Source organism: Methylicorpusculum sp. (genome assembly GCF_030651835.1).
Taxonomy (GTDB): Bacteria; Pseudomonadota; Gammaproteobacteria; order Methylococcales; family Methylomonadaceae; genus Methylicorpusculum.
Window position 1 is genome coordinate 22,683 of sequence record NZ_JAUSBX010000050.1, and the last position, 19,246, is coordinate 41,928.

The 19,246-nt window shown below is 49.5% G+C and carries 10 protein-coding genes; 8 read left to right on the forward strand and 2 right to left on the reverse strand.

Annotation, left to right across the window (positions count from 1 at the left end; translation table 11 throughout):
- The first annotated feature begins 13 nt into the window (after positions 1-13).
- From Q7V32_RS06450 to Q7V32_RS06470, 5 genes are all read left to right on the forward strand, one after another.
- The gene (locus Q7V32_RS06450) at positions 14-748 is read left to right on the forward strand and encodes an SDR family NAD(P)-dependent oxidoreductase (protein WP_304896157.1); all 735 of its coding nucleotides are present in this window, start codon (positions 14-16) and stop codon (positions 746-748) included.
- Entirely contained in the window at positions 748-1,359 is a 612-nt protein-coding gene (locus tag Q7V32_RS06455; protein WP_304896158.1) for a DUF1326 domain-containing protein, read from the forward strand. The genes Q7V32_RS06450 and Q7V32_RS06455 overlap by 1 nt, the downstream gene beginning before the upstream one ends.
- Before the next feature lie 10 nt (positions 1,360-1,369).
- On the forward strand, positions 1,370-2,116 hold the full coding sequence (locus Q7V32_RS06460; protein ID WP_304896159.1) for a DUF2182 domain-containing protein: 747 nt from the start codon (positions 1,370-1,372) through the stop codon (positions 2,114-2,116).
- 377 nt (positions 2,117-2,493) lie between these two features.
- A complete protein-coding gene (locus Q7V32_RS06465; protein ID WP_304896160.1) occupies positions 2,494-5,568 on the forward strand; it encodes a PAS domain S-box protein in 3,075 nt (1,024 codons plus the stop codon).
- A gap of 34 nt (positions 5,569-5,602) precedes the next feature.
- On the forward strand, positions 5,603-6,055 hold the full coding sequence (locus tag Q7V32_RS06470; protein ID WP_304896161.1) for a hypothetical protein: 453 nt from the start codon (positions 5,603-5,605) through the stop codon (positions 6,053-6,055).
- Between the two features lie 13 nt (positions 6,056-6,068).
- Here the strand turns inward: Q7V32_RS06470 and Q7V32_RS06475 are convergent, their stop codons facing one another.
- Positions 6,069-6,302, reverse strand: a complete 234-nt coding sequence (locus tag Q7V32_RS06475; protein WP_304896162.1) for a winged helix-turn-helix domain-containing protein — start codon at positions 6,300-6,302, stop codon at positions 6,069-6,071.
- Positions 6,303-6,760: 458 nt separating this feature from the next.
- Positions 6,761-9,172, reverse strand: a complete 2,412-nt coding sequence (locus Q7V32_RS06480) for a SulP family inorganic anion transporter (protein ID WP_304896163.1) — start codon at positions 9,170-9,172, stop codon at positions 6,761-6,763.
- A gap of 896 nt (positions 9,173-10,068) precedes the next feature.
- Here Q7V32_RS06480 and recC point away from each other — a divergent pair.
- The 3 genes from recC to recD are packed head-to-tail and all read left to right on the forward strand — an operon-like array spanning position 10,069 to position 19,216.
- On the forward strand, positions 10,069-13,536 hold the full coding sequence (gene recC / locus Q7V32_RS06485; protein WP_304896164.1) for an exodeoxyribonuclease V subunit gamma: 3,468 nt from the start codon (positions 10,069-10,071) through the stop codon (positions 13,534-13,536).
- Positions 13,533-17,225, forward strand: coding sequence for an exodeoxyribonuclease V subunit beta (gene recB / locus Q7V32_RS06490; RefSeq protein WP_304896165.1), 3,693 nt, complete (start codon positions 13,533-13,535; stop codon positions 17,223-17,225). Before recC ends, recB begins: the two co-directional genes overlap by 4 nt.
- Complete coding sequence (gene recD / locus Q7V32_RS06495) at positions 17,222-19,216, forward strand: exodeoxyribonuclease V subunit alpha (RefSeq protein WP_304896166.1); 1,995 nt, start codon at positions 17,222-17,224, stop codon at positions 19,214-19,216. The genes recB and recD overlap by 4 nt, the downstream gene beginning before the upstream one ends.
- The last annotated feature ends 30 nt before the right edge of the window (positions 19,217-19,246 follow it).

The following is a 19,246-nucleotide window of genomic DNA, read 5'->3' on the forward strand; positions in this document are numbered from 1 at the left end:
AACGGGATAACTGATGACATCAACAAAGGCAGCTTTGGTTTTGGGCGTAGGCCCTGAGCGCGGTTTAGGTGCGGCGTTGGCAAGGCGTTTTGCTGCAGAAGGATTGCATGTTTTCATTGCCGGCCGCAGCCTGTCAAAATTGACTGCCGTTGCGGCCGGCATCAATGAATCAGGCTACTCAGCAACGCCCGTCGTTGCCGATGCTACCGTAGAGGCTGATATTGTTAATCTGTTTAAAACTATTGGCCAAAGCCAATGCGAACTGGAAATTGCCGCTTATAACGTTGACAGTAATATTCCGGCACCACTGCTGGAAACCGATGCGGCACTGTTTACATTACTCTGGCAGCAGAATGCGTTGGGCGCTTTCTTATTTGGAAAAGAGACGATCAAACACCTGCTGCCTCTACAGAGGGGAACTTTGATTTTTAACGGCGCCACTGCCTCATTACGTGCAAAACCACCCTTCACGGCCTTCGCCGCAGCCAAGGCCGGTGTGCGGGCGTTGGCGCAAGGTATGGCCAGAGAATTCGGGCCGCAGGGCATTCATGTGATTCATGCCGTTATCGATGGCGTCATCGACGGCGACCGGGCACGCGCACAATTTCCCCAATTCGTCAGCGCAAAAGGTCAGGACGGCTTATTACAGCCCGATGCGATTGCCGACACTTATTGGCAGCTACACAAACAACACCCAAGTGCTTGGACGCACGAAATTGATCTGCGTCCCTTCAAGGAGATATTCTAATGAACAACAACCACCCTGACTGGCGACTGGAAGGCCACTATTTTGAAACGTGTAATTGTGAATTGGCCTGTCCCTGTATTTGGTTACAGCCCCCTTCTGAAGGTAATTGTAAATTATTGGCAGCCTGGCATATCGATAAAGGCCATTTGGAAGATGTGGGCCTTGATAACTTGAGCGTGGCTTTAGCGTGTTATGCGCCCGGCACCATGATTGATGGTAATTGGGGAGCTGCGTTGTATATTGATGAATTGGCGGATACGGAGCAAACCGAAGCCATTATTCAGATTTTCAGCGGCCAGGCAGGCGGCCACTTAAGCGTTCTGATGGGCTTCGTCAGTGAAGTCTGGGGCGTAAAATCGGTAACCATGGACTATCAGCACTCCGGCGATATTCACCGGCTCATCATACCGGGTATTGCTGAAGCTGAAATTCAAAGCATCCAGGGCATAGCCGATGGTGATGCTACCATAAAAAACCCGCCCTTGTGCGTGGTGCCCAGTCATGCATCGGTGGTCTCCAAATCCAACTATTTCCGCTATCAGGATAATGATCAAGCCTGGAACTTTTCTCATCGCAACGGATTTCACTCCCCGTTTATCTATCAACCCTGATTAACTTTTCGTGCCGATTAAAACATTGATGGGCGTTGTCGCTCTTGTTTGTGCCGCCTGGGGTTATTTGTTTTATCACGCATGGCAAATGAGCCATATGCCCATGACAGCAATGTGGATGCCTCCCGCATCCTTGACACTCTGGCCGTTAACCGGCTTAATCTGGGTGTACAGCATGTGGGCGGTCATGATGGCGGCCATGATGCTACCAACCGCATTACCGATGATAGGGGCATTTTCCCGCTATGCCAAAAGCCGGCGGTTATCAACCGAGAACCTCTCCCACTGGTTTATCAGTGGATATTTAGTGGTATGGTTTGGCTTCAGCCTGGTACTGACCGGTTTGCAATGGTTGTTTCACGGCATTGCCTGGTTGTCGCCGATGATGGAAAATCGTCATCCTTTCCTGGCTGCCGCTATTTTAATTGCCGCAGGCCTTTACCAATTCACTCCCATAAAAAACGCCTGTCTGCAACATTGCCGCACCCCTTTTGGATTTTTGATCAATGAATGGCGTCCCGGTCAATCCGGTGCCGTTCAAATGGGTATAAAGCATGGCATCGATTGTCTGGGCTGTTGCTGGGTGCAAATGCTGCTGATGTTCGTTATCGGCGTAATGAACCTGTGGGGCATGATTTTTATCACCTTGCTGGTGATAGTTGAAAAATGGCTGCCGGGCAAAACAAAGGTAATCAGCCATTCTATCGGTATCTTTTTTCTGGCCTGGGCAGCTTATTGCCTTTCAATAGTCGGGTAACAACTTTCATCATGGGCACCTGCTCACCTCCTCCTATTTTTATAGGGTGTAGGACAGTAATTCCCAGTTTGAGCTTTTTAGCGTTAATTAGGGGCAAGGTAAGTCTGGCGAGGCACGCCGTGAACCCATCCATGGGAGCTTGACGATAGTGATCCTGCTTTCGACATCCTCGCAAAACTCACCTTACCCCCTTCTTTGGTGTCAAGTTGGGAATTGCTGGGATGCAGGCGGTTGATTGAAAAGGCTTTTCCCAATCCAAAATGACGCTGAAAATATCAAACTCGGAAGAGTAGATCTCGCCTTAATCTCTATCCCATCCATACCCTGCTAGCTGTACAATGATACCGTTTAAATTGCATTAGTCTGCGGCCCAAAAAATGTTTGATTACGCAAAATTAGCTCAACTCAGCCGCAGTCGCATTCTGTTCTACGCGATAACATCGGCTATGGTTGCCACCAGCCTGATTGTCGCGGCCATGGACCATTTGCTGAATGGTGAAGTATCGGTTAATTATCTGATTACCGGCTTAGTCGCCTCATTTTGCGTCAGCGCCATTGTCAGCACGCTGTTGATCCAGTTGGCTAAGATACAATCGAACTTAATCAAGAGTCAGTCTGAAACCCTTGAAAAACAGGGCATTATAAAAGAACTACAGACAACCCAGCACCTGTTGCAAACGATTATTGAAACCTTGCCGATCAGGGTATCGTGGAAAGATAAAGACCTGCGTTATGTGGGTTGTAACCAGCTGTTTGCAAAAAACGCAGGCTTGGACCACTCCGATGAGATAACGGCTAAAGACGATTTTCAATTAAGCTGGAAAAAGAACGCTGAACGCTATCATGCCGATGAACAACAGGTCATATCGACCCATTGCCCACAACTGGGTGTTGAGGAACATCAAACCACACCGGACGGCCGAGAAATTTGCCTTCGTACCTCTAAAATTCCACTTCTCAATAACGATGGAACCGTCCTGGGTTTACTGAGCATTTACGAAGACATCACACCGCTGCAAAAAATCATGCAGGAACTCTGGCTGACTCAAACGGCCATTGCCAAAAGCAGAAGCTCGTTTTACCGGATAGACAGCCATGGCACGATACTTTATGCGAATGATCATGTCTGTGAGGCCTTGGGTTATTCCCGCGAAGAAATTATCGGGCAGCCCGTGTGGCAATTTGACCCGGACTTCGCTGCACAGGACTGGCCGCCGATGTGGGAAAACCTGAAACAACAAGGCTACATCAATATAGAAACCCGCCATCGCCGCAAAGACGGTTCTATCTTTCCAGTCGAAGTTGTCGGAAATTACATCGTCCATAACGGAGAGGAATATACATTCACGTTTGTTCAGGATATCAGCGATAGAAAAGAGATTGAGCAAAGTTTACGACTGACTCAGTTTGCGATGGACAATGCCAGTATCGGCATCTACTGGATCGATCAACGCACCCGGATTTGCTATGCCAATAAACGCGCCTGCGAAATGCTGGGCTATAGCGAAGAACAATTATTGAAGCTGTCATTAACCGATATAGATCCTGTATTTCCGTTTCAAAACTGGCAAAGCGCTTGGCAAGAACTGAAAAAAAATAAAACGCGTATTATCGAAACCCTGCACCAACACCGTGACAGCCATTTACTAACCGTTGAAATCATTGCCAACCACGTCCAATTCGGCGAAACCGAGTACAGCGTCGCGTTTGTCAGCGATATCACCGAACGTAAATTAGCGGAGGAAAAGCTGCAACTGGCGGCTCGCGTATTCGGCGAGGCTCATGAAGGCATTATCATCACCGACGCCTTGGGAAACATGATTGATGTCAACCCTACTTTCTGCGAGATAACCGGCTATAGCCGTGAGCAAGTGATCGGCAAAAATCCAAGGATTTTGAATTCAGGCAAGCATTCCGATCTGTTTTTTGCCGATATCTGGCTAACCCTGGCAAAACAAAATTACTGGCAGGGTGAAGTCTGGAACCGCAAGAAAAACGGTGAACTGTATGCGGAACTGCTATCCATTTCCGTCCTTCGCGACACGCAAGGCCGGGTCGTCAATTATATCGGCCTGTTTTCCGACATTACGGAAAGCAAGCATCAACAGCTGGCACTGGAACGTCTCGCCCATTTTGATCCCTTGACCCAACTTCCCAATCGCACACTGTTCGGTGACCGGTTTAATCAGGCCATATCCCACAGCAAACGCAATCACTCCCTGCTGGCGATTTGCTTTGTCGACCTGGATGGTTTTAAACCAGTCAATGACAAATTCGGTCATGAGACGGGTGATCAGGTGTTGATTCAGGTTGCCGAAAGAATCAAAACACACTTGCGCGAAGAAGATACGGTATCGCGTTTGGGCGGCGACGAGTTTGCCCTGCTCATCGGAGAAATGGACTCGATAGACCATTGCTGTCAAACAATGATCCGCATCCACAAGGCCATTTCTGAAGCTTATTATATTAATCACCAGGTCATTACTATTTCCGCATCCAGCGGCATTACGCTATACCCATTGGACGACTCGGCACCTGACACCTTGATACGCCATGCCGATCATGCGATGTATCAGGCCAAACTGGCCGGGAAAAATCGTTTTCATCTATTCGATAATGCCAATAAGAAAGATATTATCAGACTGCACAGCCAGCTAGACGAAATTGCTGACGCTTTTCAACAAGGTCAATTTTGTCTTTATTACCAACCCAAAGTGAATATGCAGACGGGGCATATCTTCGGCATGGAATCGCTGCTGCGCTGGCAGCACCCATCAAGCGGGCTCACCACCCCGGAGGATTTTTTATCCCTTGTCCAGTGTTCGCAACTCGAGATAGATATCGGTAACTGGGTCATTGAACAAGCGCTTGATCAATTGGATCACTGGTTAAAACAAGGCTTGAATCTGGAATTGAGCATCAACATTTCTTATTATCAATTACTCAACAGCGATTTCATTAGTCACCTGACTGAAACACTCGCCAAACACCCGGCGATAGCTCCGAAAAATCTTCAGCTGGAACTACTAGAAAGCACTGCTTTAGGTGATCTGAATGCCGTTGCCGGCATCCTTAATATCTGCAGCAGCCAGCTAGGGGTCAAGATTGCTCTGGACGACTTTGGTGCCGGCTATTCGTCGCTAACCCACATGCGCCATTTACCTGCCGACACCATTAAATTAGACTACAGCTTCGTGCGCAACATGCTGACCAATACTCGTGATGATGCGATCATCAAGGGTGTTATTGCCTTGTCCCATGCTTTCAAGCGGCAAGTGATCGCCGAGGGCGTGGAAACCGTTGAGCAGGGTTTGCACTTGTTGGCATTGGATTGCCAGCTCGCGCAAGGCTTTACTATCGCGGCGCCCATGCCACCTGAGTCCATAATCAACTGGATAGCCAGTTACCGGGTTTGCCCGGAATGGCATGACTTTAACCCGGATAAAAATTAGTTTATCGTATACCGACTCTTTTCAGGGGATAATCATGAAACCACTCTCATTCAATAAGTTGCTGCCGATTGCAGGACTGACCTGCGCTTCATTATTTTCATCGGCAACAATAGCCATCGAGGTCAATAATTTAAATGATTTCAAGGCCATTTTCGGACGCTACGCACCCTCCGGTGACTGCAAAAAACAACCCCAGATCGTTGTTGACAGCACAGGATTTACTTTTGAAGTCAGCGGAAAATCAGAGAAAGCAACCCATCCGGAATATGCCGCCAGCTATGGCGGGAATTTTTACGAAGGCATAAGTCTCTGGTTTTTTCCCTATTACGATCCCAATAAAGACAGACCGCTACTACTGACCTTCAACGCGGGAGAAAAACAAGGTGTGTTGTCGGTAGATACTGAATTTAACTATGCTGGCGGTCCTAAACTGGAAGCCAAATACCAGGCCTTGGTCGACGGCTCGCCTTATAAAGCGTGCCAATAGAGGAAAACTGTTTCTATCCACCGGCAACGCTTTCCAGCATATATCTCAAGCCACGGACAGCCCGTATATTGGCATCATAAGGCTTGATTCGCTTACGCAACCGGTGGATATAAACCTCGATGGCATTATCGCCCAACTCTTTTTGGTCGGTTGACAAGCATTGTGCGATTTTATCCTTGCTGACTACCCGCCCCACTTGCAGCATGAGTACTTCAAGCAAACCGAACTCAGGCGGAAACAAAATCAAAGGCCTTCTGCGTAATTACCGGTCATGGCACAGGTGACAACATACCCGGACAAGCTGAAGGTATAATTTAAGCCGTCCGACAGAACCGGATCATCTTCTACAAGTAAAATTTTCATCTTCAAATTTTTGGGTGTAGTGAATTATTATCCTGACTCAGGTCGCTTTTGCTTTTCTCCCCAGCCAGAATTCGAAAGAATTTTCACCGTTTCCGATCAATCACCTACACCCTCTATTCCAAGCGGGCGAGTAGTAGTTAGATTAAATCATTGAAAATGTCAAAAATACGGCAGCTTCCCTGCAAGCGTCAGTATTAACCTCCTATTAAAATCAAATGGATGGATTGCTCAGGCTGGTTATAAAACAGCCGACCTGGACAAACATGTGTCCGGCGGGCGTAAAAGGGTCAGCCAACGCTAAAATGAGGACACACAACATTGGCCGAACACTCAATCAGGATATCAGTTAGTTTTAGGATCAGAACGCTCCCAGAAACGGCTGGCCAGCAAGGTCTTCATAATTGACAATTGATCGCCGTAATGTTTGATCGCCAAAACCGGTATTTTTGATTCCGCCATGACTTGAGATGTTGCGCTCCCCAACAGCATGGTGGCAGCACGACTATGACCGCGCGTACTGATCACAATCAAGTCAGCTTGATATTCTTCTGCTCTGCGAAGTACCGCATGAGCGACATTAAAGCTTTCCTCGAATACCGGCTTGACAGTGATGCCATGCGTATCGATACGCGTCATAAATTTGGCAAAAGCAGCCTCTTCTTCGCCGCGCACAATGTCTTCGTGCTCATCGTAGCGAATGACAGATTCGTCAAAAAACACATGCAATGCCATACACTCGGAAACATTATTGACTCTAGCCAGCGCTGTTGCTTGCGATAAGCTGTCAGCAGAGGGATCAGAGAAATCGACCGGAGCGACAATACGCTTAATCTCGGGACCGCAGTCCTCCGGAACCATCCACACCGAACAATGGGTGATCATCGCCAAACGCCTGGACAAAGAGCGTTGACCTGTCCTGTTTTTGCGATGCCCCAGCAATATCAGATCGGATTTGGCGGCCAGTGTGAACTTGACCAACTCATCCATACGACTGGAGCCATCTATCGTTTGGTAATCAACTTTTACCTGTTCCAGGGCGCCGTCAAAATACTGCATGACTTCTTCAGCCATGCCTTTTTTCAAATGACTGGCTGAAGCTGGATTGCGTGATTTTTCATGCGGGGTAACCACATGGACAAAGTGAAACTCTTTAGCGACACCCAGTTTTGCCAGACGTGCTGCGTAACGTAAAAGTCCAACATCTTCAGCTGTCAGAGCCAAAGGAATAGTGACACTGTTGAAATTGCCGGGTGTTGAAAGCACCGCTAGAGGTTTGACCGATACCGCTTTTTTAGTAACTTTTTCCTGTTCAGTGGCCGGCTTATCAAGAAAGCGGTAAGCCACGAAATAGATAACCAAAGCAGATAATACCCCGGTTAAAAAGTCGGTCACCGGCACCATTACGGCGGTAAACACCATCAAGCCGGCGTGAAACTTATTGTGATTAAACACTTCCTTTATTTCAGAAATCTTGATCATATTTGACGCAACCCATAACAGGATGCCGCCAATACAGGCCATGGGCACCATTTCCAGATAAGCGGCAATGTAATAAGCCAATGAGAGCTTGAAGATGGCTTTAAAATAACCTGCCAGAGGAGTGACAGCACCGGCTTTTATACTGGTCGCCGTCCGGGCCAAAGCACCGGTGCAGGGAAAGCCATTAACCAAAGGTGTAATAATCTGGACCAGACCCTGCCCCCAAAACTCTTTGTCCGGGTTAAATGGTGTTTTACGGTTATTGGCCATACGATCAGCCATAGACGAGCACAGCAGGCTTTCTACCGCGGAAACAAAAACGATCGCGGCGACGAAATAGAGAATATCGATGACCACGCCACCGCTGATAGCAGGCATGACGGGTGGGGTAAACACAAAGAAATTATTGGGAATAGAGCCATAAATATCTTTCACCAGAATAACGCCTTTACCAGACATGACGGTAGCAGCCAGTATCGTACTGGTAGCGATGGCCAGTAATGGGGCCGGGATAAAAATGGAGATTCGTAACAAGCCCTTGGTCAAAACAAACGTGGCCAGACCAAGAGAAACCGACCACAGATTGATTTTGTCGATGTTCTCGTAAGCCATGGCGAGGTTATGCCATAAACCTCCGGTGAGGTCTTCGTCCTCACCCAATAAATCAGCAAAGCTCTCAATCCCCAGAATTGACTCAAAGTTACTCAGGGCGATTGCGACAGCAATCCCAACGGTAAATCCCACAATAATGGAATTGGGCACCAGCTTGGCATACTTACCTAGCCCAAAAATCCCCATCAGCATCAGTATGACGCCGGAGATCACCGAAACAAAAACCAGAAAACCATGCGCCTCGGCAAAGGTGCCGCCGCCTGCCTCGCCGTATTTAGCCATCAGTGCTGCAATGATGGGAATAAATGCAGCGGTGGGACCGTAAACCTGATATTTTGATCCGCCCCATGTACGCCCGATCACACAAGCCAAAGCACCGGCAATAATGCCTTGCTCAGGTCTTAGGCCCATAGCCATAGCGAACCCCATGGCCATCGGGATTGCGGTTAACGCGACAATCAGTCCTGCACTCATATCGCGATAAGTCGTTTTGACCCAGGTTTCCCGGGTCAAATCTTCAAATCGACTGTCCAAAAGGGTATTAAAAATTTTCAGCCGCTGTAAAATTACCCGCCCTAAGCTCTCGTCAGGCTTTTGGGATGGGCTCGATCTCATGCTGTCGATATCAGATCGATCGCTTAAAGTTTTTTCGATCGTTTTCATAATCTTATTTTTTAGGTCAATTATTTCATTAAATAGTCCATTCAGGTACCCAGGCACCTATTGAAGCTATTAGCCAGTAACACTCTATTTTTTGCGTTGAGTAAGGTTTATCTAGCACATTAAACAACATTGGTTGTAAGCCGGTTTTTTATGATCACAACTAAGCCGACTGGTTAAAATAAGGTCAATAAAAATCAAGTGCTTTTTATTGGTATGTTGTAACTATGACCCTCCAGCCATATTGGATCAAGGTGGTTGATTAAAAAGGCTTCTGCAACAGGCGTGCTGCAGAATGCTGCAGGTCTATATTCAGATGTGCTTGAAATCCACCCTCAATACAACACAGTCGAGTAGTTATCCCCGTTTTAGTTTGTTTCGCGTAATTCAAAAAACAGTCGGTATCAAGAATGTTCGGTTCATAATAACACTCCTGATTAATGTAGCGAATCAATACTAATACAAAATGCTTTCAAGAACCTTACACCAAGCTTTCATATCTATCTGAAGTTTCCCCATAACTTTAAAAACAGGCCCTCATTATGCTTGGGCTGAAGGCTTATCGACAGGACCAGCGTAAACAGTTACAAACTCATTAAATAAAGCACTTTTAGGGTATGGAAAGAGACGTGTTCCCGGAATGGGTTTCCGGATTCGTTAGACCGCGTAAGCGAATCCAGAACACAAGGACATGCACCAGCCTTTGCCATTCATGGCTTCCGGGTTCCGGTAATAGCAGCCGGAATAACGGCAACTATTAACGCAAATATAACCTTAACAAATACCACTATAAGCCTGGACATCTCTATCAAAAAACTGGGAAACTTCAGTTCTGTAATAAGATCGACCCTAAGCAACCTGAAACTCATGCTTTCAACTCTATCAATCCTAAATATCCAATGACTGAAACAACTCCCAGCACGCCTCTAGAAAACGGCATTGCGATCATCCATTCCAATCAATTGGAAACGTTGCGGGATGTGGTCGAACACTGGCTGCAAGAGCATCCCTTGACACCACTGGAAAATGAGGTTTTTTTAGTCCAAAGTAACGGCATGGGACAATGGTTGAAGCAAAGCCTGGCGCAAAACAGTTCGCTGGGTATCGCTGCAGGAATGACGGTGCAATTGCCCTCGCTGTTCATCTGGAGCGTTTACCGTGCGGTATTGGGACAGCTGATTCCCAAGCAACAATTGCTCGCCAAAGCACCCCTGACTTGGCGCTTATACCGTTTGCTGCCGTCGCTGGTTTCACAACCGGAATTTGAAACGCTGGCTACCTTTCTGGCCGAAGACTCCAGCCGCCGCAAACGTTACCAACTGGCAGAACAACTAGCCGATCTGTTCGATCAATACCAGGTTTATCGTTCGGACTGGATTGCAGATTGGGCGGAAGGTCATGATTTTTTGCGCAGCGCACATGGGGAACCTTTAGCGCTTGCCGGCCAACACCATTGGCAAGCCGCCTTATGGCGGGCCGTCATGGCTGATTTGCATGAAGCCGATACCGCGTTTGCGAGCCGGGCGTTGGTGCATGACCGGTTCATGCATGACATCGACGAAATAGACACAAGGCCGGAGGGACTGCCGCGAAGAGTGATATTATTCGGCTTGTCGTCCTTACCGCAACAGTCTTTGGAAGTCATGGCCAAACTGGGAAAATTTTGCCAGATTGTGCTGTTTGTTCCAAACCCGTGCCGGCATTACTGGGCGGATATCATAGAAGACAAAGAACTGTTGAAAGCCGAACGGCGCAGGCAAAGCTATAAATCCGGCATGACCACCGCACTCACCGATGACGAACTGCATCTTCATGCCAATCCTTTACTGGCCGCATGGGGTAAACAGGGTCGAGACTATATCCGTTTGCTGGATCACTTTGACGAAACCCAGACCTACGAAAACTGGCATTGGCCGGATAACAAAATCGACTTGTTCAACGACTTTGGGGAACCCGGCCAACGCAGTTTGCTGAACCACCTGCAGCAATCGATTCTGGATCTGGAGCCCGTCCCCGCCGAACCCGTCCAAATTAACGCAGCGGATGCTTCACTGGCGTTTCATATTGCTCACAGCCCGCAGCGCGAAGTCGAAATTCTGCACGACCAGTTATTGGCCCGGTTCAATAACGCAGAGCAAACCGACACCCCCTTATACCCGCGCGACATCATTGTCATGGTGCCCGACATCAACAAATATGCGCCGCATATTCTTGCCGTCTTCGGACAGGTCAAACCTGATGATCCGCGCTACATACCCTTCAGTTTGGCCGATCAGCAACAAAGAGGGCTTAACCCGCTGCTGGTCGCTGTCGAAGCGTTGCTCAAGTTGCCGGAATCGCGTTTCACGGTCAGTGAGTTTCTCGCATTGTTGGAGGTACCCGCGTTTAGAGCGCGTTTTGCTATCGATGAAACCGCCGTTCCCAAATTGCATCAATGGATAGAGGAGTCCGGCATACGCTGGGGGCTCAATGCGGAACAACGCACGCAAACGGTCGCCATGCCCGACCATCTGGACGCCAATACCTGGCAATTCGGCTTGCGAAGAATGCTGCTGGGTTATGCGGTAGGAGCCGGAGAAGCCTTCAACGGCATAGAACCTTATGAAGAAATCGGCGGACTGGATGCGAAGTGGCTGGGTAGTTTGTCTGTTTGCCTGGAAACGCTTGAAAAATATACCCGCCTCCTGCGCCATGAACAAAATGTCGAAACCTGGCAACAGACCTTATCGGGCTTATTGGACGATTTTTTTACTGCCAGCAATGAACGGGATAGAAAAATACTGGAAACGCTCAGTCGTGCATTAATCGACTGGGGGCACATCTGCGAGCAAGCCGGATTAACGTCTACCGATACCTTGCCGTTGGTTGTGGTCCGGGAAGCCTGGCTGAATGAAGTGGATGAGCCGACCCTGCACCGCCGGTTTCTCAGCGGCCGGGTCAATTTCTGCACGCTGATGCCGATGCGCGCAATTCCTTTCCGGTTGATCTGCCTGCTGGGCATGAATGACGGTGATTATCCCCGGACTCAGCATGGTCACAGCTTCGACCTGATGAGTCAGCGGGGCCAGTACCGTCCCGGCGACCGCTCGCGCAGACAGGATGATCAATACCTGTTTCTGGAAGCGCTGCTGTCGGCCAGAGATCAACTTTATATCAGCTGGGTGGGCCGCAGTATTCGTGATAACAGTGAGCGGCCTCCGTCAGTCTTGGTGAGTCAATTACGTGATGTCCTGGCTCAAGGCTGGAAACTGGCAGAAACAGATCCTCCCTTGCTTGAAGTATTAACGGTTGAGCACCCGCTACAACCTTTTAGCCTCCATTATGTGGCCAAAAGCCGAGATCCCCGCCTGTTCACTTATGCACAGGAATGGTATGAGCAAACCCAGGAAAAGTTGACCTTGACGTTAACCAGGGTGGCTGATGAAAAAGCATTTTCGTTAACCCTCGAGTCTCTGGCCCGTTTTATGAGAGCGCCGGTAAAAGCGTTCTGCCTTCATACGCTTAAGTTCGGTTTTGATGAAGAGACCGTAACCAGCGAAGATAATGAACCTTTCGGCTTTAACGCATTGGAAGCGTATCTTCTGGCTAATAATTTGCTGTCATCCTTGCAGAGCGAAAAACCTGCGAATCCGCAGCGCTTTTTTGAGTCTCAGCGCATGGCCATGTCTCAAAAAGGCCAGCTGCCTTATGGCGGCTTTGCTACACCCGCCTATAATGCGATTGCAGAACCCGTCAAACAAGCCTGGCTACACTATCAAACGATTGAATCCTGCTGGCCTGTTGAAATGGCACCGCAATCGGTAGAGTTTCATTTTGAATTGGATGCCGGCATCCATATAAGCTTGCAGGGAGACCTCGATCATTTGCGGCAAAGCGGCAATGATTTATCACTCAGCATGATTCATTTGACCGCACAGAAACTGATGAACGGTGACAAGATCAAATACCCTAATCTTTTGCACTACTGGGTACAGCATTTGGCGGCTTGTGCAAGCGGCATGGCTGTCCAATCGATAGTGGTAGGCGCCGATACGGTGCTTGAAATAGCCCCACTGCCCCAAGCCGACGCACTGACACTGCTCAATACGCTAGCCGAAGTCTGGTACCAAAGCATGCAAGCCCCCCTCCCGATTGCCTGTCGAACTGCGTTTACCTGGTTAGATGCCCAGCCTGAATCCGCCATGGCAACGGCCCAAGAGCAATACGATGGCGACGACTGGAAACCGGGCGAAGTCGACTATGACCCTTATCTGGCGCGGTTTTTCCCAAGTTTCATCAGCTTGAACCCGGACATTTTTGGAACCTGGGCCGCACTGCTTTACCAGCCCGTTTTTCAGCAGTTTCAGCAACAGGGAGGTCCGGTATGACAGGCGTCAACACGGTAAACCCGCTTGATTTTCCCTTGCATGGCACCCGGCTGATCGAGGCCAGTGCCGGTACCGGTAAAACCTATACCATTGCAGCTCTCTATGTCCGCTTGATTCTGGGCGCAACAGACAACAGCTCGCTACCGGAACGGGATTTACTGCCGCCGGACATTCTGGTTGTTACGTTTACAGATGCCGCCACCAAAGAGCTGCGCGAACGCATTCGTGCTCGCCTGACCCAGGCAGCCGCGTATTTTCGTCAACAAAGCACTGCCTCTGATGAGTTTCTGACCGAATTAAGGACCCGCTATAAGCCTGACCTTTGGCCTGCTTGCGCACGTCGTCTGGAACTGGCCGCCAACTGGATGGATGAAGCCGCGGTCTATACCATTCACGGCTGGTGTAATCGCATGCTGCAGCAACACGCGTTTGACAGCGGCAGTCTGTTTCGTCAGGAGGTTGATAATAACGATACCGAACTTTTGAATGAAACGGTCAGGGATTATTGGCGGACTTTTTTTTACCCGCTTACCGAAACTCAGTGTCAAGCCGTATTCAAACTGGCCCGTTCCCCGGATGACCTGATTCGGCTTCTTAAACCATTACTCACGGAAACCGAAGCACAAGGATTGGCGTGCGTCGATGATGACTTGGCCGCGGTATTTAACCGATGGGAACTATGGGAATTACAGCGGCAAGACCTGGATAACCAGGCGCGCAGGCTTTGGTCCGGCGATCAGATGACCATCGAAGCCTTGCTCAACAAGGCATCTCAGGAGGGATGGCTGAACGGCAATCTTTACCGTAAAGCCGGATTTACCGGCAAACTGGCTGAATTGGACGCATGGGCTCAACACGGTTACACGCTGGCTATTGATGCCTTGGCAAAATTCGGTCGGCAAAAATTAGCGGCAGGACTGGTCAAAGCCCATCAACAAGCAGATCCTTTACAGCACGCCGCGTTTGAAGCGATAGACCGCTTAGTCATCCATACCGGACAAGAAGAAGACATCGCAGAAAAACTCACTTTACATGCCATCCACTGGATTAGAAACCGTTACGATTCAGAAAAGCAACGCATCGCCAGCATGACGTTTGACGACATGCTGACGCGTCTGGATAAAGCCTTGTCCGGACTTAACGGCGAGCGCCTGAAATCAGTCATTCTGCAGCAATACCCTATTGCATTGATCGATGAATTTCAGGATACGGACCCGGTACAGTACCGGATTTTTGCGCGTGTTTATTCCGATGAAACAGGGCTGGGCTGCTTTATGATCGGCGATCCCAAACAGGCGATCTATTCCTTTCGGGGCGGTGATATCTATACCTATCTTAAAGCTCATCATGCTACGGCAGGCAAACATTACACATTGGGCACCAACTACCGCTCCACTAAAGCCCTGGTCGATGCCGTCAATCAGGTCTTTGTCTTTGCCGATCAACAGGAAGAAGGTGCGTTTCGATTCAAAAACGGCGAGGTCAATCCCTTACCGTTTATTCCGGTTGCAGCCAAAGGCCGCGATGATGCCTGGCTGATCAACGGAAAATCAGAGGTTCCAGCGTTGACGCTTTGGCATTGGGAGAGTTCGGAGGGCATCGGTTTGCCCGTTTATAGAACGCAAATGGCCGAGGTCACAGCCAGTGAAATCGTCCGCTTACTGAATTCGGCGCAGCCTATGCAAACCGGATTTAAAGCGACATCAGGTCCATTAAGATCCGTTCAACCTGCTGATATTGCGATTTTAGTACGTACCGGAATGGAAGCTAAAATCATGCGTGCCGCTTTGGCGAGGCGGCAATTACGCAGTGTTTACCTCTCAGAACGTGACTCTATATATGACAGCCGCGAAGCCAGCGATCTACTGATCTGGTTGAAAGCAATGGCCGAACCCCACAACGAGCGTAAAGTGCGCGCCGCCTTAAGCACCGCGACGTTGGACTGGTCCTACCAAACGCTGCATCAGCTCACGTTGGATGAACCGGCCTGGGAAATACAATTGGAACGTTTTCTCGGCTACCAGCTACGGTGGCAGCAAGACGGCATTTTGCCAACGATACGGCAACTGCTCAGTGACTATGCTGTCCACGCCAGATTGTCCGAAAACAACGAAGGCGAACGCTGCATCACCAACCTGCTCCATCTGGCCGAACTGTTGCAGCAAGCCAGCGGGCAGCTTGAAGGCGAACAAGCACTGATCAGGCACTTGGCCGAGGCTATCGCCGACAGAGAGAACGCTAACGGCAGCGAAGAAAGCGTTATCCGCCTGGAAAGTGATGCCAATCTGATCAAGATCATTACCATCCATAAATCAAAAGGCCTTGAATACCCGCTGGTATTCCTGCCGTTCATCTGCAGTTTCAGAGAAATCAACAGTCAGCGCACCCGTTATTACCGCTTCCACGATGAACATCAGGCCTTAACTATCGATTTGAGCAAGCGCGATGAAAACAAGCTACTGAACGAGAAAGAACGGCTGCAGGAAGATTTACGCCTGCTGTATGTAGCGATCACGCGAGCGCAATATGCCTGCTGGCTGGGAATTGCACCCGTCAAAACCGGCAATACCAAAAACTGCCAGCTGGAAAAAAGTGCCATCGGCTATTTGCTGGGCTGGCAAGCCAAAATGGCGGCTGGCGAATTAGGCCAGCAACTGGGACTGCTTAAAGGCGATTGCAAGGCCATTACTATTGAGGTATTGCCCGAGCCAAGTCCTGACCTGTACCAGCCTTTGCAACAGCAACCTGCTACAGAATCACCCAGAACCTCAACCGCGCCTATTGCCGACAACTGGTGGATAGCCAGTTACAGTTCATTGAAAACAGAGGATCAGGGTTTTATCCAGAGCGAAGTCTATACGCCCGAAGCGCCGGAAAACTTTCTGGACGACAAACAAAGCGATGAAGCCGATAGTCCGTCAGATTTGTCAATGACCGTGCAAGGCATCCACAGCTTGCCGCGAGGCGCAGGACCCGGCGTATTGATTCACGAATTGATGGAGCAATGCGCTCAACAAGATTTTCAAAACGTCCATGCCGATGAACAACTGCGCAAGCAACTCATTGAATCCATCTTTCATCACAATGACTGGATTGATCAACATGATCTCATCAGTGAAGGTTTAAGCCATTGGCTAACCCTGCCTTTGCTGAAGGACCAAGGCATCAGCTTGGCCTCGCTGAGCAAAGGCCATTATCAGGCTGAGCCCGAATTTTTGATCGGCGCCGATGCGGTCAATATTCAGGCGCTGGACCACTTGGTCACCCGACACACATTCGGCGGCAAACCTCGGCCACGCTTACTCCCCAATCATCTTAACGGCTTATTGAAAGGCTTTATTGATCTGCTGTTCGAGCATCAGGGGCACTATTACGTCATCGATTACAAATTCAATGCGCTGGGCAATAACGATGAGGCTTACACGCTGGAGGCAATGGAATCGGCGATGCTGGCCAAACGTTATGACCTGCAATATGCACTGTATCTGCTGGCCTTGCATCGGCTATTAAAAACCAGAATGGGCGAGCGTTATGATTACGATCAACACTTGGGCGGCGGTCTTTATCTGTTTCTGCGGGGCAGTCAACATCCATCCGGGGGGCGGATGTTCGAGAAACCGCCCGAAATCCTGATTGACGGCATGGACAAACTGTTTTCCGGCACAAACCGTCATGGAGCCGGCTCATGAATCACCAAGACTCCGCATTGAAACACATTGACCAATGGCTTGTTCGCGGCTGGTTGAGTCAATTAGACCGGGCTTTTGCTCACTTTCTGCTGACTCAGGATGCACAGGCAAACGAAGCCGTGCTATGGGCCGGAGCGTTACTGAGCCATCAGCTCGAACAAGGCGAGGTGTTTCTGGATCTGGAAAAACTCAGCCGTCAACCCGGGTTGACCCTCGCCATTCCCGGTCAGGAAGTCCGGCGCTCCGGTAACGAAACGGTGTTTGCCGAAGTCGCTATTCTGCAAGCCTACACTCTGCAGCACTGGAAACAAGCGCTTGCCGACTCGCCATTGATCTCTTCGGGGGACGGCAATACGCCGCTGGTTTTAGACGGCCATCGCCTGTATCTGCGCCGTTACTGGCAGTATCAACAAATTTTAAATGCGTCGATTCAATCACGTCTGCAACCGATAAGAAGCAAACTTCCCGATGATTTGATCTTGCAGCTCAACGGCTTGTTTAAGGACAACGCGGAACAACCGGATTGGCAAAAAATTGCCTGTGCCCTGGCGCTAAGATCCCGGTTCGCAATTATTACCGGAGGGCCTGGAACCGGTAAAACCACAACGCTGACCAAGCTTTTAGCCTTGCTGATTCAATTGTCTGAAAGCAATACCGGTTCGACGCGCAAGCTCAAAGTGCTGCTGGCGGCACCCACCGGCAAAGCCGCAGCGAGAGTCAGCGAATCGATCAGTCAGGCGTTGGCCAAACTGACTGTTGATGACGCCATCAAACAACTGATTCCCAAATCAGCGAGCACCTTGCACCGGCTGTTGGGCAGTCGGCAAGGCACCCGGCAATTCATTCATCATCGCAATAATCCCTTGGTCGCAGATATCGTCATTATTGATGAAGCCTCAATGATTGATCTTGAAATGATGGCGGCGTTACTCGATGCCTTGCCGGAGACGGCTCAATTGATATTGCTGGGCGACAAGGACCAGCTGGCATCGGTAGAAGCCGGAGCGGTGATGGGCGATTTATGCCGAGGGGCCGATAATCAGGCCTATGACCCGCCAACCCTGAACTGGATAGCACAAACTGCGGGCGTGGCACTGGCAGAATCCGACTTAAAAGGTTCAGCGATCAATCAACAAACCGTCATGCTTCGCTTTAGCCATCGGTTCGGCGAGCACAGCGGCATAGGCCAATTGGCCAGAGCGGTTAATGCGGGCGAGGCTCTCAAGGCGCAGGCTATCTTGAATGATACGGCGACTTATCAAGACCTGAACCGTTTATTACTTGACGATCCAGGCGACAGCCGCTTAAAACAACTGATCACGGCCAATGGCAATCCTCATCAACGCCAAGGTTACCGCTATTTTCTTGATGTAATCTTGCAACAACGCCCTGATGCCGGCGAACAGTTCAATCAATGGGCCAAACGGGTTCTGGATGCTTTTGATACGTTTCAGGTTCTATGCGCCGTTCGAATGGGCCCGTGGGGGGTAGAAGGTTTAAATCAGCGTATCGAGCAGTGGCTGTTTAGCGATTACAAACTTGCTCCAACGGCTCTTTCCGGTTTAAAACAGGGGGAACGTGATGATCCATTTGCGCGATCTCATCGTCTTGACCGCTGGTATGAGGGGCGACCGGTCATGGTCACTCGTAACGATTACAACCTGGGCTTGATGAATGGCGATATCGGCATCACACTTTATGACTTTAACGGAAAATTGAGAGTGGCATTCCCTGACACCGGCGACGAGATGGCTATCCGCTGGATATCACCCATGCGTTTACCCGATGTGGAAACCGCGTTCGCGATGACGGTGCATAAATCACAAGGTTCCGAATTTAACCATGTTGCTTTGATCCTGCCTGAAACCCTAAGTCCTGTTCTGACCCGTGAACTGGTCTATACGGGCATTACCCGGGCCAAAGCCCATTTCACCTTATTGGAAAGTCAGGCCGATGTGTTTAATCAAGCCGTTTTGGCTACCTGCAAATAATGCAGCGCTTTATTAGTAACGCTGCGTGGA

What these genes read in the sequence shown, in the direction of transcription:
- Q7V32_RS06465 (WP_304896160.1), top strand. Translation starts at nt 2,494, where the DNA reads ATGTTTGATTACGCAAAATTAGCTCAACTCAGCCGCAGTCGCATTCTG.
- recB (WP_304896165.1), top strand. Translation starts at nt 13,533, where the DNA reads ATGACAGGCGTCAACACGGTAAACCCGCTTGATTTTCCCTTGCATGGC.
- Q7V32_RS06480 (WP_304896163.1), bottom strand. Translation starts at nt 9,172, where the DNA reads ATGAAAACGATCGAAAAAACTTTAAGCGATCGATCTGATATCGACAGC.
- Q7V32_RS06450 (WP_304896157.1), top strand. Translation starts at nt 14, where the DNA reads ATGACATCAACAAAGGCAGCTTTGGTTTTGGGCGTAGGCCCTGAGCGC.
- recD (WP_304896166.1), top strand. Translation starts at nt 17,222, where the DNA reads ATGAATCACCAAGACTCCGCATTGAAACACATTGACCAATGGCTTGTT.
- Q7V32_RS06470 (WP_304896161.1), top strand. Translation starts at nt 5,603, where the DNA reads ATGAAACCACTCTCATTCAATAAGTTGCTGCCGATTGCAGGACTGACC.
- Q7V32_RS06455 (WP_304896158.1), top strand. Translation starts at nt 748, where the DNA reads ATGAACAACAACCACCCTGACTGGCGACTGGAAGGCCACTATTTTGAA.
- recC (WP_304896164.1), top strand. Translation starts at nt 10,069, where the DNA reads ATGACTGAAACAACTCCCAGCACGCCTCTAGAAAACGGCATTGCGATC.